We start from the raw sequence: 14,103 nt of genomic DNA, 5'->3' as shown, positions 1-14,103 counted from the left end.
GGGGGGGGGGGGGGGGGGGGGGGGGGGGGGGGTCCCCCCCGGTGGGGGGGGGGGGGGGGGGGCCGGGGGGCCCCCCCCCCCCCCCCCCCCGGGGCCTACGGCCCGATCAGACGCGCAGCCACGCCGAGGTCTCGGCGGCCAGGGTCAGCGTGCCCTCGGTCAGCGCGGCGCCGGGTCCACTGGACACCAGGACCTCACCGGAGGCGGGCAGCTCGACCACGTCCCCGGTCAGGTTCACCGCCACCCGAACACCGGGCTCGCGCTCGAAGTACAGGACACCCTCGGGCGCGTCCAGCCAGCTCATCGAGCCGTCGCCCAGGGCCTCCAGCTCACGGCGCAGGCGAAGAGCGGTGGTGTACAGCTCCAGGGTCGAGCCCGCCACGCCGCGCTGAGCCGCGCGGGTCAGCCCCGCCCACGCCTCGGGCACCGGCAGCCACGGCGTGCTGCCCTCGGGGCCGAAGCCGAACGGGGCGGTGTCGCCCTCCCAGGGCAGGGGCACGCGACACCCGTCGCGGCCCCGCTCGGTCCGGCCCGAGCGCTCCCAGGTGGGGTCCTGGAGGGACTCCTCCGGCAGGTCGGTGACCTCGGGCAGGCCCAGCTCCTCGCCCTGGTAGAGGTAGACCGAACCGGGCAGGCCCAGCATCAGCAGGGTGGCCGCCCGCGCGCGACGCAGGCCCTGCTCGCCACCGCCGAAGCGGGTCACGTGCCGGTTGACGTCGTGGTTGGACAGCACCCACGTGGTCGTCGCGCCCACGGCGCCGTTGGCCGCCAGGGAACCGTCGATCACCTCACGCAGGCGCGCGGCGTCCCACGGCGCGGTGAGGTACTCGAAGTTGAACGCCTGGTGCAGCTCGTCCGGGCGCAGGTAGCGGGCCACCCGCTGGGCGTCCTCCACCCAGGCCTCGGCCACCAGGGTCCGGTCGCCCGGGTACTCGGCGGCGATGCGCGACCACCGGCGGTAGATGTCGTGGACGCCCTCCTGGTCGAAGTAGGGCAGCGAGGTGCTGCCGTCGAGCAGGTCGGCCTTGGCGTCCGGGTCGATGTCGGGCAGCGCGGGGTCCTTGACCATGCCGTGCGCGACGTCGATCCGGAACCCGTCCACCCCGCGGTCCAGCCAGAAGCGCAGGACGTCGTCGAACTCGTCGTGCACCTCCTGGTTGTTCCAGTCGAAGTCGGGCTGCTCGGAGTCGAACAGGTGCAGGTACCACTGCTCGGGGGTGCCGTCGGCGGTCTTGAGACGGGTCCAGGCCGGGCCGCCGAAGATCGACTTCCAGTTGTTGGGCGGCTCCGCGCCGTCGGGGCCGCGGCCCTCACGGAAGACGTACCGGGAGCGCGCGGCACTGCCGGGTTCGGCGGCCACGGCCTCGCGGAACCAGCGGTGCGCTGAGGAGGAGTGGTTGGGGACCACGTCGATGATCATCCGGATGCCCAGGTCGTGGGCGGCCGTCAGGAGCGCGTCGAAGTCCTCCAGGGTGCCGAACCGGGGGTCGACGTCGCGGTAGTCCGCGACGTCGTAGCCCCCGTCGGCCAGGGGGGAGACGTAGAAGGGGGTCAGCCAGATCGCGTCCACACCGAGCTCGGCCAGGTGGGGGAGTCGCTCGCGGATGCCGGTGAGGTCGCCTTCGCCGTCACCGTTGGAGTCGGCGAAGCTGCGCACGTAGATCTGGTAGATGGCCGCCTCGCGCCACCAGTGCGACTGGTCCTTCATCTGTGGGGGTCCTTCCGGATCATGGCTGCAAGTTCTTGCGCAAGATTACCGTTTACTTTCGTCCTTGTGACGGCAATCTCGACTAGAGTTGCCCGCATGGGTCCACGACTTGCCGACATCGCACGGCACGCAGGCGTCAGCGAGGCCACCGTCTCGCGGGTGCTCAACGACAAGCCCGGCGTCGGCAGTGACACGCGCAAGGCCGTACTCACCGCGCTCGACGTGCTGGGATACGAACGCCCCGCCCGGCTGCGACAGCGCTCCGCCGGACTGGTCGGCATGGTCATCCCCGAGCTGGAGAACCCGGTCTTCCCGATGTTCGCCCAGGCGGCCGAGGGCGCCCTCGCCCAGCGCGGGTACACCCCGGTCCTGTGCACCCAGACCCCCGGCGGGATATCGGAGGACGAGTACGTGGAACTCCTCCTGGAGCGCAACGTCTCCGGGATCCTTTTCGTCTCCGGCAAGCACGCCGACACCACCGCCTCACACGAGCGCTACCAGGCCCTGGTCTCCCGGCGGCTACCGATCGTGCTGGTCAACGGCTACACCGAGTCCATCCCGGCGGCCTTCATCTCCGCCGACGACCGCGAGGCCGGGCGCCTGGCCGTCAACCACCTCGTCGCCCTCGGCCACACCCGCATCGGCTTCACCAGCGGACCCGAGCGCTACGTCCCGGTCCGCCGCAAGCTGGAGGGCTACCACCGGGCCCTGGCCGAGCACGGCCTGGACGGCGACGACCTCGTCCAGCTCTCCCTCTTCGGCGTGGAGGGCGGCCACGCGGCGGCGGGCCGCCTCATCGAACGCGGTGTCACCGCCATGGTCTGCGGATCCGACATCATGGCCCTGGGCGCCATCCGAGCGGCCCGCCAGCACGGCCTGCGCGTCCCCCAGGACTTCTCCGTGGTCGGCTACGACGACTCCCAGCTCATCGCCTTCACGGACCCCCCGCTGACCACCGTGCGCCAGCCCGTCAACGCGATGGCCATGGCCGCCGTGCGGGCCCTGTGCGACGAGATCGCCGGCCACTCCGTCTCCCACGCCGAGTACGTCTTCGACCCCGAGCTGGTCGTGCGCGGCTCCACGGCGGCGGCCCCCGCCACGGTGCCCGGCCCGCCCGCGTCGGGGAGCCGCCTGGACGTCCCCTCCGCGCTGCGCCGCGACCCCCAGGACGTGACCCCCGGGGTCTGACCGGGGAGTGTCAGGGCACGTCGTCCGGTCGGTGACACTGGAGACATGCCATCCGTAGCCCTCGACGGCGAACCCGTGCCCCGAACCGGGGAGCTCCCCGACGCCTCACTCAGCGAGCTCGGCGGGCGCCCGCTCGGGTTCTACGTCCACGTGCCCTTCTGCGTCACCCGCTGCGGCTACTGCGACTTCAACACCTACACCGCCGACGAGCTCGTCTCCCGGGACGGCACCGCCACGGCCTCGCGTGAGACCTACGCCGGGCAGGCGGCCGCCGAGGTCGTCCTCGCGGACCGGGTGCTGACCGGCGACCGGCCCCCGGTCAGCACCGTGTTCGTGGGCGGTGGCACGCCCACCCTGCTCTCGCCCGAGGACCTCGGGCTCGTCCTGGGTGAGATCCGCGACCGCTTCGGGCTCACCCCCGACGCCGAGATCACCACCGAGGCCAACCCCGAGACGGTCGACCCCGACTACCTCGTCCGCCTCAGGGCCGCCGGGTTCACCCGCGTCTCCTTCGGCATGCAGAGCGCCCGACCGCACGTGCTGCGCGTCCTGGAGCGCGGCCACACCCCCGGCCGCCCCGAACAGTGCGTGACCTGGGCACGCGAGGCCGGGTTCGAGCACGTCAACCTCGACCTCATCTACGGCACGCCGGGGGAGAGCGACGAGGACTGGGCCGCCTCCCTGGAGGCCGCCATCGGCGCCGGGCCCGACCACGTCTCCGCCTACTCCCTGATCGTGGAGGACGGCACCCGGCTGGCCGCCCGCGTCCGCCGGGGCGAGCTCACCGAACCCGACGACGACGCCATGGCCGACCGCTACCTCATGGCCGACGAGGCCCTGGCCAGTGCCGGGTACAGCCCTTACGAGGTGTCCAACTGGGCCCGCACCACCGAGGGGCGCAGCGCGCACAACATGCTCTACTGGACCGGCGGCCACTGGTGGGGCGTCGGCCCCGGCGCGCACAGCCACGTGGGCGGGACCCGCTGGTGGAACGTCAAGCACCCGGCCGCCTACGCCGCGCGTCTGGCGGCCGGAGACAGCCCCGCCCAGGCCCGCGAGGTGCTCACCGAGGCCGAGCGGCGGTTCGAGCGCGTCCTGCTGGAGCTGCGCGTGGACGGCGGCTGCCCGCTGGAACTGCTGGACACCGCAGGGCTCGCCGCCGCCGAACGCCTGGTCGGTGAAGGACTCCTCGACCCGCGAGCGCACACCGAGGGGCGGGCCGCGCTGACCCGGCGGGGCCGCCTGCTCGCGGACGCCGTGGTCCGCGACCTCACCTGAGACTCGGACGAAGGAGGGGCCCGGCACGATGCCCGGCCCCTCCTTCACGCGTGGATCAACGGGCTACTTCACCCAGGTGACATCCATCGGGTACCGGGACCACTCGCCCCGGTCCACCGCCGACGCCGCGCGGAAACCGGAGACGATCGAGAAGATCACCAGACCGATCAGCCCGAGGAAGCCGATCAGGACGATCGTGAGGACCCACGAGATCATGTAACCGATCAGCATCACCAGCTGGAAGCTGAGCGCCCGAGCGGCCTGGTCACGGACGTAGGGCGACTCGTCCTTCTTCGAGATGTAGACGATGAGCGGCAGGATCCAGCCGAGGAAGCCGCCGCCGATGTGGGCGAGCTTCGCGGAGCTGCGCTCCTCCGGGGTCGGCACGTAGGCGCCGTAGCCCTGCGCACCCGGCTGCTGGTAGCCGCCGTACGGGCCGCCGTGGGGCGGCGGGTAGCCGCCCGACTGCTGGTAACCGCCCTGGGGGTAGCCGCCGGGCTGCTGGTAGCCGCCCTGGGGCGGCGGCGGGTAGCCACCGCTCTGGGGGCCGTTGTACGGAACGGGAGGACCACCGGGGACACCACCCTGCTGCGGGTAGCCGGGAGGGGGCGGGTAGCCCCCGGACTCCCCCTGACCGTAGGGATCGTGGGGGTTCGGGTTGTTCGGATACGACATGGTGGTTCCTTGGTGTGTGGGCGCGCGTGACTACTTCAGGAGGCGGATGCTCACGGGGTAGCGGGACCAGGCTCCCCTGTTGGCTCCGGAGGCTCCCAGAACGCCGAAGACGATGGAGACGATCCATACGAGGGCGATGAGCAGGTAGCCGATCCAGGACAGGCTGGGGAAAAAGATACCCAACCCGAAGAACGCGACGCCAGCGAGGACGTACGGGATCAGCATAGTGATCTGGAAGTTCGCCGCTTCCGACGCGTGGTGGCGGATGAACGGTGACCGCCCGCGCCTGGCGAAGTAGATCGCCAGCGGCGGGATCCAGCCGAGGAAGGCGATGACGAACCCCGACAGGTGCGCGAGCATCGAGACCAGGACGTCGTTGTCGCCACCGGCGGGCTGCGCGCCCGGGGGCTGGCCGTAGGCGGCCTGCTGCGGCTGCTGGAACTGCTGCCCGTAACTGGCCTCGGGGTGGAACTGCGGCTGCTGGGGCGCCTGGGGCTGTCCGTACGCCTGTTCCGGCGGCTGCCCCCATGCGGGCTGGGCTCCGCTCACCTGCTGGTCGTGGGGCTGGATCCGCGGCTGGCCGCCGGTGTGCTGTGCCCATCCAGACTGCGCCTGCTCGTGGGGTCCTCCCCACGCGGGTTGCTGCGGGGCCTCGGGCTGGCTTCCGGCGGCCTGCCCCCAGCCGGTCTGGGCCTGGGGCTGCCCCCACGCGGGCTGCTGGGCCTGCGGCTGCCCGCCGGTGTGCTGCTGCCAACCCACCTGCGCCGACCCCTGCTCGTGGGCCTGGCCCCACCCGGGCTGCTGCGCCTGCGGGGGCTGGCCGTACGCCTGGGGCTGCTGGGGGTGGGCTTGCTGGGCCTGCGGCTGCCCCCACGCGGGCTGAGCTCCGCTGGTTTGCTGGGCCTGCGGCTGCCCGCCGGTCGCCTGTTCCCAGCCGGGCTGGAGGTGGGGCTCCTGCGGGTGGGCGGGTTGGGCCTGTGGTTGTCCCCATCCGGCCTGGGCCCCGTTGACCTGCTGGGTTTGGGGTTGCCCGCCGGTCGCCTGTTCCCAGCCGGGCTGGGCCTGGGGGTACGGGGCCGGCGCCTGCTGGTGCGGTGGTCCCCACGCGGGCTGAGCTCCGCTGACCTGCGGGTCCTGGGCCTGCGGCTGCCCCCACCCGGGCTGGGCGCCGCTGCCCTGCTGGGCCCCGTGGGGATGGATCTGCGGTTGGCCGCCGGTGGCCTGCTGCCAACCCGGCTGGACCTGTCCCTGGTCGTGGGGCGTAACCCCTCCGGGCTGCTGAGCCTGGGTGTGGGTCTGGTGCGGCTGGTGCGGCTGCCCCCATCCCGGCTGCTCCGAGGGCTGCGGTGCCTGGACCTGGGGCTGGCCGTACGCCTGGGCCTGCTGGGAGTGGGCGGGCGGAGCCGCCTGGACCCCGGGCGGGCCCCATCCGGGCGACGGAGGCGTCTGCGCCGCGCCCTGTTCCCCGGCGGGCTGGTCTCCGCCGGCCTGCTGCTGCGGGGCGGGCTCCGCGGACGGCCTCCACCCGGGCTGCGCCCCGCTCATCCGCAGCGTCTCGGCGTCGGGGCGCACCCGCGGCTGACCGCCGGTCGACGGCTCCCCGGCGGGCCGCGCGCCGCTCTGCTGGTCGGGGTCCTGCGGCTGCTGCTGTCCCTGCGCGTCGTCCGGCGACGGACGGCTGGACGGGGTCTCGCTCATGCTCTTCCTTGACTCCGCTGTTGGGGGCGCTTGCTGTGCCCGAACGAGTCGGGCCGTACCGACGACCGCGGAGGGCCGGAGGCCGGGAGGCCTGAGGGAGACGGGGAACGACGTTCCGAGGGTCCCATCAGACCATGTGATCGCGACAATCCTAGTGTTACGGAGCGTGCGGGCCCGTGACGAAGTCGATGAGCTCCTCCACCCGCCCCAGCAGGGAGGGTTCCAGGTCCCCGTAGCCACGGACCGAGCCGAGGATGCGACGCCAGGCCTCACCCGTCTCCATCCGCCACCCCAGGGCGTCCACCACGCCCTCCTTCCAGGGCTGACCCCGGGGGATCTCGGGCCAGGCCCCGATTCCCACCGCGCCCGGGCGCACCGCCTGCCACACGTCCACATAGGGATGGCCGACCACGAGGACGTCCGCGCCCCGGACGCGCTCCGCGATCCGGCTCTCCTTGGACCCCGGCACCAGGTGGTCCACCAGGACCCCCAGACGGCGCCCCGGTCCCGGCGCGAACTCCGCCACCACGGCGGGAAGGTCGTCGACTCCCTCAAGGAACTCGACGGCCACTCCCTCCACGCGCAGGTCGTGGCCCCAGACCTTCTCCACCAGCTCGGCGTCGTGCGCGCCCTCCACGTAGATCCGGCTCTCCCGAGCCGTGCGCGCCCGCGCGTCGGTCACCGCGATCGATCCCGAGGCGCTGCGCAGCGGCCCCCTGGGCTCCGCCGCCGGACGCACCAGCGTCACCGGCGCACCGTCCACGAGGAAGGCGGCCGGGCCCAGCTCGAACACCCTGCGGCGCCCGTCCCGGTCCTCCAGGGTCACGGCGGCCTTGTCCCAGGACACCACCGCGCCGCAGAAGGTCTCGTCGGCGTCCTCCACGACCAGGTCACGACTGAGGGGTATCTCGCGTACCGCGCCCTTCCTCGGTCGTCGCCAGTCTCCCGCCAGAACGTCGCGGCCGTAACGGCCGGTTCCCTTGGTAACCACGGTGGTGCAGTCTACTGGTGACACACTCGGTAATCCCGTTGGCGGGTGGCGCACGTCGCGGCTCGGTCAGGGAAGAAGCACCCCCCGTCTCCGTGTTACCGCGTGCGGGTAGCCGTGCCGGTTTGCGGCCGGGCATAGAATTAGCACTGAGGACCTTGGAGTGCCAGGAGGTGGCGAGTTGCTGGATGAGCGCAAGCTCGCGGTCCTGCGTGCGGTCGTCGAGGACTTCGTCAACACCAACGAACCCGTGGGTTCGCGGGCGTTGGCGGACCGTCACCCCCTTGGTGTCTCCCCGGCGACCATTCGCAACGACATGGTCGCCCTCGAGGAGGACGGCTACATCGCCCAACCCCACACCAGTGCGGGACGGGTGCCCACCGACAAGGGGTACCGGCTCTTCGTGGACCGGCTCTCCTCCGTCAAGCCGCTCTCGGCGGCCGAACGGCGCGCTATCGAGTCCTTCCTCGGTGGTGCCGTGGACCTCGACGAGATCGTCGCCCGCACGGTGCGTCTGCTCGCGCAGCTCACCCGGCAGGTCGCGATCGTCCAGTACCCGTCGCTGACCCGCTCGTCGGTGCAGCACGTGGAACTGGTGCCGCTCGGCGGTCAGCGCATCATGATGGTCGTCATCACCGACACCGGACGGGTCGAACAGCGCGTCATCGACGGGCTGGGATCGGTCAGTGAGACCGTGGTGGACGACCTGCGCACCATGCTCAACCGCGCCATCGCGGGCAGACACCTCGGTGACGTGCCGGACGCGGTGGAGGACCTGCCCGCCCAGGTCGCACCGGAGGACCGGCCCGTCGCGGTCGCGGTCCTCTCCGTCCTGCTGGAGAGCCTCGTGGAGAGACACGAGGAGAAGATCGTTCTGGCGGGCACCGCCAACCTGGCCGCGGTCGACTTCGCGGCCAGCCTGCGCGAGGTGCTCGAGGCGCTGGAGGAGAACATGGTCCTCATACGACTCCTCGGTGAGGCCAAGGACCCCTCCATGCTCACGGTGCGCATCGGCGCGGAGAACTTCCACGAGGGCCTTCGATCCACTTCCATCGTGTCGGCTGACTACGGCGTGGGAAACCAGTCGCTGGCCAAGATCGGAGTGGTGGGCCCCACCCGTATGGACTACCCAGGGACGATGGGCGCCGTCCGTGCGGTGGCCCGGTATGTCGGACAGATTTTGGCAGGACAGTAACTCAGTGGCCAGAGACTATTACCAGGTTCTCGGGGTGCGTCGCGACGCGTCCAAGGACGAGATCAAGAAGGCGTACCGGCGGCTCGCGCGCGAGCTCCACCCGGACATCAACCCGGACCCCGCCACCCAGGAGCGCTTCAAGGAAGTGACCCAGGCCTACGAGGTCCTCTCCGACGAGAACAAGCGTCGGATGTTCGACATGGGCCAGGACCCCTTCGCCCCAGGTGGCGGCGGCGGTGCCGGAGGTTTCGGCAACGCGGGCGGGTTCGCCTTCGACGACATCATGAACGCCTTCTTCGGCGGTGGACAGCCCGGCGGGCGCGGCCCCCGGGAACGGGTCCGGCGCGGGCGCAGCATCAAGATCCGCATCGAGCTCGACCTCGTCGAGACCGCGTTCGGGGTCAGTCGGGAGATCACCTTCCCGACCGCGATCCTGTGCGAGACGTGCCAGGGCGAGGGCACCGCGGCCGGTTCGCACCGGACCACCTGCGACATGTGCCACGGCCAGGGCGAGGTCTCCCAGGTCACGCGCTCCTTCCTCGGGCAGGTCATGACCTCGCGTCCCTGCCCGCAGTGCTCCGGCCAGGGTTCGGTCATCACCAACCCCTGCGGCGACTGCGCGGGCGAGGGCCGGGTCCGGGAGAAGGTCACCCGCACCGTCAAGATCCCCGCCGGTGTCGACGACGGCACCCGCATCCAGCTCGCGGGTGAGGGTGAGGTCGGCCCCAACGGCGGACCGCGCGGCGACATCATCCTGGAGATCGTCCAGAAGCCCCACCCGACCTTCGAGCGTCGCGGCGACGACCTGCACTGCACCATCACCGTCCCCATGACGGCGGCGGCGCTGGGCGCCTCGTGCGCGTTCGACACCCTCGACGGCACCGAGAACATCGACCTGCGTCCGGGCACCAACTCGGGCCACGTCATCACCCTGCCGGGCAAGGGTGTCACGCACCTCGACGGGGGCGGCCGGGGAGACCTGCGCATCCGTGTGGACGTGGAGACCCCGGGCAAGCTGGACGAGGAGCAGGAGGCCCTGCTGCGCAAGTTCGCCGAACTGCGCGGGGAGGACCAGAACCCGGGTCGCTTCAGCCCCGGCCACGGCGGCTTCTTCTCCAAGATCCGCGACGCCTTCGGAGCCAAGTGACCCCGCCGGTCTTCCTGGTCGGGACCGCCGCGCTGGCGGGCGACCGGATCCGACTGGACGGTCCGGAGGGCCGCCACGCCGTGGCGGTCCGGCGCATCCGCGAGGGCGAGACCGTCGACCTGTCCGACGGTCTCGGCCTGCGCGTGCGCTGTGAGGTCGACGAGGTCGTCGGCAAGGACGCGCTCGTCTGCCGTGTGGTGGAGCGCCGGAGCGAACCCGAGCCCCGACCCCGGATCACCGTGGTGCAGGCCCTGCCCAAACGGGACCGGGGCGAGCTCGCCGTCGAGATGATGACGGAGGCCGGGGTCGACGTCGTCGTGCCCTGGTCCGCCGAGCGCTGTGTCACGCAGTGGAAGGGCGACCGCGGAGCCAAGGCCCTGGCCAAGTGGCGGGCGAGCGCCCGGGAGGCGGCCAAGCAGGCCCGCCGCGCCCGGACGCCCGAGGTCACCGAGCCGCTGGACCGCAAGGGGGTGTCCGCCCTGCTGGCCGGGGCGGACCTCGGCGCGGTCCTGCACGAGGAGGGGGCGCGTCGGCTGTCCTCGCTGCCCCTCCCGGAGGAGCCCCGCGGTACGGGGATCGTCCTGGTGGTCGGCCCGGAGGGCGGGATCTCCGAGGCCGAACTGGCCGCCTTCGACGAGGCCGGGGCGGTGCGGACCCTGCTGGGGCCCTCGGTGCTGCGCACCTCCACCGCCGGGGTGGCCGCGCTGTCGGTCCTCCAGGCCCGTACGGGACGCTGGTGAGCGGGTACGGGGTGGCGCGGCGCCACCGACCGTGAACGCGAGCACGACGAAGGGCCCGTGGGAGATCCCACGGGCCCTTCGTCGTGTCCGTCCGAGTGGGGCCGGGGGTCAGCTCGCGCTGGCCCCGTCCTCCTCACCGTTGCTCCCGGATCCGTTGCCGGGGTCCTCGGTGCCCTCACCCGGGTCGGGGTCGCCACCGTTCCCGGGGCTGGTGGGCTCGTCGGTGGGCTCTTCCTTGGGTTCGTCGGTGGGGGCGCAGGTCTCCCTGACGTCCCGCTCCTCGTCCTTGCTCTTCCCGTCCTGCGCACGAGTGTCGTCCGTGGGGACCGGTGTGAGCTCCTCGCCGGGCGGGCACGAGGCGGTGGACTCGAACCCGTCGTCCTCGGAGGAGGAGGGCGAGCTGTCCGGGCTGGGCGGGCCCTCGGGGTCCTGGTCCGTCTCCTCCGCCGGCTTGCTGGTGCCGGAGGTGGAGTCGGTCGAGGGATCGGGGGCCGCCACGCCGCCGTTGCCGTCGGCGTGGGCCTCGGGCGGGGTGCCCTCGCGGTCGGCGCCGGCCGGGACGATGTCCAGGACCTGTTCACGGACCTGGGGGCTCGACATGATCACCGACGCGACGATGAGGACGGCCGCCGCGACGGCGGCCACCGGTCGGAGCCACGGCAGCCCGAACCACGCCGAGCCGCGTTGGTGCTCGGTGCGCTCGCGGATGAGGTTGAGTCCTTCGGCCGACGGGGTCATCTCGTCGGCCTCGGCGCGGAGTATCTGACGGAGTTGGTCCTCGAACTCCGATTCGTTCCTGTCGTTGGGGCTACTCATGACGTCTGCTCCAGTACAGAGCGAAGGGAGGAGATGCCACGCGAGGTGTGGCTCTTGACCGCGCCTCGACTGATGCCCATGGCGTCCGCGATCTGTGCCTCGGACAGGTCGCCGTAGTACCGGAGCACGATGGCCTCTCGCTGACGGGTGGGTAGCTTGCGCAACGCGGTGATGACCGCCTCGCGTTCCAGCAGGTTCATCGCCCCGTGCTCGGCACTGGGTGCGTCGGGCAGGGCCTTCGGGGCGTGCTTCTCGACGACCGCCCTGTGGCGCAGAACCGACCTCGCCTTGTTCACGACTGCCTGGCGGAGGTAGGAGAGGGCCTTGTTCGGGTCCCTGAGGCGCCGCCAGGCACCGTGCATGGCGACGAAGGCGTCCTGGACGACCTCCTCGGCGGTCGCGTGGTCCCTCACGAGCAGGGCGGCGAGCCGAACGAGCGGACGGTAGTGCTCCCGGTAGAGCTCCGTCACGGCGTGGTCAGCGTCCCACTCGACCGAGAGCGGCGCCGTGGTGGCTTTGGCCACCAAGGTTTCTGTCGTCACATCAGTTCGACGCACACCCTTGTCGCGGGGTTTACGAAAGGGCATACCTCTTCATTTCCAGTAGACGTGCGTTCCGATCCGAACACGTCGGACGTGGCAGAACGGCGGGCGTGTCCACAGCCTGACGCGCACGGGCCCAAAGACTACCGCGCCCCGATCGGTCGCTGGAGGGGATCGTGGATCGGAAGGGTTGCGGAAAGGTTGAGGGTTCATCTCCTCATACCCCGTGTACCTGCGGTGTTCCGCGCACCTGCGGCATCATGGGCACCGGACAATTCCGATGACCCGAGAAGCGGCGCCGCCACCGAGCGCGGGCCGCGTGACGGAAGGCGAGCGATGGTCGACCCCGACTGCCTCTTCTGCAAGATCGTGAAGGGCGAGGTCCCTGCGGACATCGTCCGCGAGGGGGAGCGCACGGTCGCGTTCCGCGACATCAACCCCCAGGCGCCCACCCACGTCCTGGTCGTCCCGCGCGAACACGTCGCGGACGCGGCCACGGCCGCCGCCACCGACACCGGACTGCTGGACGCCCTGGTCAGGGACGCCCACGAGGTGGCCAAGGCCGAGGACGTGGTGGACTCCGGCTACCGGATCGTCTTCAACACCGGCGCCGGGGCCGGGCAGACCGTCTTCCACCTGCACGCCCACGTGCTCGGCGGTCGCGGCCTGAACTGGCCCCCCGGGTAGGGGCGGAAATATCCCATCGAGCCCGCGGGGCCCTCGTTGGTAGACTCGGGGACGGGCCCCACCGGCCACTTCGGTTGTCCCACACACCCCTGGTGACCGTGCTCGACACCGACCCGGTGTGCGGCCCGTCCGCGAGGAACCCCGGGCGACCCAGGCCCCGGGGCCGTGACCGAAGGGTAGGACAGCGGCCGCAAGGCCACACCATGGCCGAGTCAACTCACACGCACCAGGACCAGGAGACCCAGGTCAAGGTCGTGGTGCCGGACGAACACACGATGATCAGCCTGCTGGGCTCGGGGGACGAGCTCCTCCGCGCGCTGGAGCGGTCCTTCAAGAGCGACATCCACGTCCGCGGCAACGAGTTCACCATCAGCGGGACCCCCGAGGAGACGGCCGTGGTGGTCCGCCTCGTGGAGGAGCTGATCGAGCTCGCCAAGAGCGGCACCCACGTCACCCCGGACACCATCGAGCGCATGATCCACATGCTGCGCTCACCGGGCAAGGAACGTCCCGCGGACGTGCTGACCACCAACATCCTGTCCAACCGGGGCAAGACCATCCGCCCCAAGACGCTGAACCAGAAGCGGTACGTCGACATCATCGACGAGCGCACCGTGGTGTTCGGCATCGGCCCGGCGGGCACCGGCAAGACCTACCTGGCGATGGCCAAGGCGGTGAAGGCCCTCCAGGACAAGGAGGTCAACCGGATCATCCTGACGCGGCCCGCCGTCGAGGCGGGTGAGCGCCTGGGCTTCCTGCCCGGCACGCTCTACGACAAGATCGACCCCTACCTGCGTCCGCTCTACGACGCCCTGCACGACATGCTCGACCCGGACTCCATCCCCAAGCTGATGGCCGCCGGAACCATCGAGGTCGCCCCCCTGGCGTACATGCGTGGACGTACGCTCAATGACTCCTTCATCATCCTGGACGAGGCGCAGAACACCTCGCCCGAGCAGATGAAGATGTTCCTGACGCGGCTCGGCTTCGGGTCCAAGATCGTGGTCACCGGTGACGTCACCCAGGTGGACCTGCCCGGGGGGCAGACCAGCGGGCTCCGGACGATCGAGAACATCCTGCGTGATATCGATGACATCGCCTTCTGCCGACTGACCAGTGAGGACGTCGTCCGGCACCGGCTGGTGGGCCAGATCGTCGACGCCTACGGCCGCTACGACGCCGCTCAGGGCGGACCGGGCGGCGGCGACCGGGGCCGGCCGGGACCGCGCGGCGGACGTCGCCGGGGCGGCGACACCCCGAAGGACCGGGCCGACGGCGCCGAGGGCCCCGAACACCGGGCAGACTGAGGAGAAGTACGTAGTGACACCGGCCGGGGGGGGCCCCCCCCCCCCCGCCCCCCCCCGGCGGGGTGGGGGGCGAACCCCCGGACCGCGGGGGCGCCCACCCCCCCCCCCCCCCCCAAAAAAAACAAGGAGAAACA

Annotated in this window: 14 protein-coding genes; 8 read left to right on the top strand and 6 right to left on the bottom strand. The window is 71.7% G+C overall.

Annotation, left to right across the window (positions count from 1 at the left end):
• Positions 1–106: 106 nt before the first annotated feature.
• The gene (locus ACFW3L_RS06210) at positions 107–1,708 is read right to left on the bottom strand and encodes an alpha-amylase family glycosyl hydrolase (RefSeq protein ID WP_378736991.1); all 1,602 of its coding nucleotides are present in this window, start codon (positions 1,706–1,708) and stop codon (positions 107–109) included.
• 96 nt (positions 1,709–1,804) lie between these two features.
• Between ACFW3L_RS06210 and ACFW3L_RS06205 the strand changes: the two genes are divergently transcribed.
• A complete protein-coding gene (locus ACFW3L_RS06205; protein ID WP_378736989.1) occupies positions 1,805–2,896 on the top strand; it encodes a LacI family DNA-binding transcriptional regulator in 1,092 nt (363 codons plus the stop codon).
• Between the two features lie 45 nt (positions 2,897–2,941).
• Positions 2,942–4,174, top strand: a complete 1,233-nt coding sequence (hemW, locus tag ACFW3L_RS06200) for a radical SAM family heme chaperone HemW (RefSeq protein WP_378736987.1) — start codon at positions 2,942–2,944, stop codon at positions 4,172–4,174.
• Between the two features lie 63 nt (positions 4,175–4,237).
• On the opposite strand, the gene ACFW3L_RS06195 is transcribed toward hemW, so the two are convergent.
• Together ACFW3L_RS06195 and ACFW3L_RS06190 are read right to left on the bottom strand one after the other, a co-directional pair.
• Positions 4,238–4,849 carry a DUF4870 domain-containing protein gene (locus ACFW3L_RS06195; protein WP_378736985.1) on the bottom strand — a complete coding sequence of 204 codons (612 nt, stop codon included), beginning with the start codon at positions 4,847–4,849 and terminating at the stop codon, positions 4,238–4,240.
• A gap of 30 nt (positions 4,850–4,879) precedes the next feature.
• Positions 4,880–5,209: a DUF4870 domain-containing protein gene (locus tag ACFW3L_RS06190; protein ID WP_378737601.1), complete on the bottom strand. Its 330-nt coding sequence runs from the start codon at positions 5,207–5,209 to the stop codon at positions 4,880–4,882.
• A gap of 198 nt (positions 5,210–5,407) precedes the next feature.
• Here ACFW3L_RS06190 and ACFW3L_RS06185 point away from each other — a divergent pair, with 198 nt between their 5' ends.
• Positions 5,408–6,559 (top strand): hypothetical protein, encoded by a 1,152-nt coding sequence (locus ACFW3L_RS06185; protein WP_378736983.1) that lies wholly within the window; start codon positions 5,408–5,410, stop codon positions 6,557–6,559.
• A gap of 145 nt (positions 6,560–6,704) precedes the next feature.
• On the opposite strand, the gene ACFW3L_RS06180 is transcribed toward ACFW3L_RS06185, so the two are convergent.
• A complete protein-coding gene (locus ACFW3L_RS06180) occupies positions 6,705–7,538 on the bottom strand; it encodes a DUF3097 domain-containing protein (protein WP_378736980.1) in 834 nt (277 codons plus the stop codon).
• A gap of 178 nt (positions 7,539–7,716) precedes the next feature.
• On the opposite strand from ACFW3L_RS06180, the gene hrcA reads away from it, so the two are divergent.
• The 3 genes from hrcA to ACFW3L_RS06165 are packed head-to-tail and all read left to right on the top strand — an operon-like array spanning position 7,717 to position 10,617.
• Positions 7,717–8,730, top strand: coding sequence for a heat-inducible transcriptional repressor HrcA (gene hrcA / locus ACFW3L_RS06175; RefSeq protein WP_378736978.1), 1,014 nt, complete (start codon positions 7,717–7,719; stop codon positions 8,728–8,730).
• A gap of 4 nt (positions 8,731–8,734) precedes the next feature.
• Positions 8,735–9,877, top strand: coding sequence for a molecular chaperone DnaJ (gene dnaJ, locus ACFW3L_RS06170; RefSeq protein ID WP_017546304.1), 1,143 nt, complete (start codon positions 8,735–8,737; stop codon positions 9,875–9,877).
• The gene (locus ACFW3L_RS06165) at positions 9,874–10,617 is read left to right on the top strand and encodes a 16S rRNA (uracil(1498)-N(3))-methyltransferase (RefSeq protein ID WP_378736975.1); all 744 of its coding nucleotides are present in this window, start codon (positions 9,874–9,876) and stop codon (positions 10,615–10,617) included. The genes dnaJ and ACFW3L_RS06165 overlap by 4 nt, the downstream gene beginning before the upstream one ends.
• Positions 10,618–10,725: 108 nt before the next feature.
• Here the strand turns inward: ACFW3L_RS06165 and ACFW3L_RS06160 are convergent, their stop codons facing one another.
• Positions 10,726–11,433 carry a hypothetical protein gene (locus ACFW3L_RS06160; protein ID WP_378736973.1) on the bottom strand — a complete coding sequence of 236 codons (708 nt, stop codon included), beginning with the start codon at positions 11,431–11,433 and terminating at the stop codon, positions 10,726–10,728.
• Positions 11,430–11,960: a SigE family RNA polymerase sigma factor gene (locus ACFW3L_RS06155; RefSeq protein ID WP_378737599.1), complete on the bottom strand. Its 531-nt coding sequence runs from the start codon at positions 11,958–11,960 to the stop codon at positions 11,430–11,432. Before ACFW3L_RS06155 ends, ACFW3L_RS06160 begins: the two co-directional genes overlap by 4 nt.
• 351 nt (positions 11,961–12,311) lie before the next feature.
• On the opposite strand from ACFW3L_RS06155, the gene ACFW3L_RS06150 reads away from it, so the two are divergent.
• Together ACFW3L_RS06150 and ACFW3L_RS06145 are read left to right on the top strand one after the other, a co-directional pair.
• Positions 12,312–12,662: a histidine triad nucleotide-binding protein gene (locus ACFW3L_RS06150; RefSeq protein WP_378736970.1), complete on the top strand. Its 351-nt coding sequence runs from the start codon at positions 12,312–12,314 to the stop codon at positions 12,660–12,662.
• Positions 12,663–12,865: 203 nt separating this feature from the next.
• Positions 12,866–13,969 carry a PhoH family protein gene (locus tag ACFW3L_RS06145; protein WP_378736968.1) on the top strand — a complete coding sequence of 368 codons (1,104 nt, stop codon included), beginning with the start codon at positions 12,866–12,868 and terminating at the stop codon, positions 13,967–13,969.
• The last annotated feature ends 134 nt before the right edge of the window (positions 13,970–14,103 follow it).

It is taken from the genome of Nocardiopsis sp. NPDC058789, assembly GCF_042745575.1.
GTDB lineage: Bacteria > Actinomycetota > Actinomycetes > Streptosporangiales > Streptosporangiaceae > Nocardiopsis > Nocardiopsis eucommiae.
The sequence above is the reverse complement of the archived record's forward strand: the minus strand, read 5'-3'. Positions and strand labels throughout refer to the sequence as shown.

Coding starts and splice junctions, on each gene's coding strand:
- ACFW3L_RS06210 (WP_378736991.1), bottom strand. CDS start 1,708: ATGAAGGACCAGTCGCACTGGTGGCGCGAGGCGGCCATCTACCAGATC.
- ACFW3L_RS06205 (WP_378736989.1), top strand. CDS start 1,805: ATGGGTCCACGACTTGCCGACATCGCACGGCACGCAGGCGTCAGCGAG.
- hemW (WP_378736987.1), top strand. CDS start 2,942: ATGCCATCCGTAGCCCTCGACGGCGAACCCGTGCCCCGAACCGGGGAG.
- ACFW3L_RS06195 (WP_378736985.1), bottom strand. CDS start 4,849: ATGTCGTATCCGAACAACCCGAACCCCCACGATCCCTACGGTCAGGGG.
- ACFW3L_RS06190 (WP_378737601.1), bottom strand. CDS start 5,209: ATGCTCGCGCACCTGTCGGGGTTCGTCATCGCCTTCCTCGGCTGGATC.
- ACFW3L_RS06160 (WP_378736973.1), bottom strand. CDS start 11,433: ATGAGTAGCCCCAACGACAGGAACGAATCGGAGTTCGAGGACCAACTC.
- ACFW3L_RS06150 (WP_378736970.1), top strand. CDS start 12,312: ATGGTCGACCCCGACTGCCTCTTCTGCAAGATCGTGAAGGGCGAGGTC.
- ACFW3L_RS06145 (WP_378736968.1), top strand. CDS start 12,866: ATGGCCGAGTCAACTCACACGCACCAGGACCAGGAGACCCAGGTCAAG.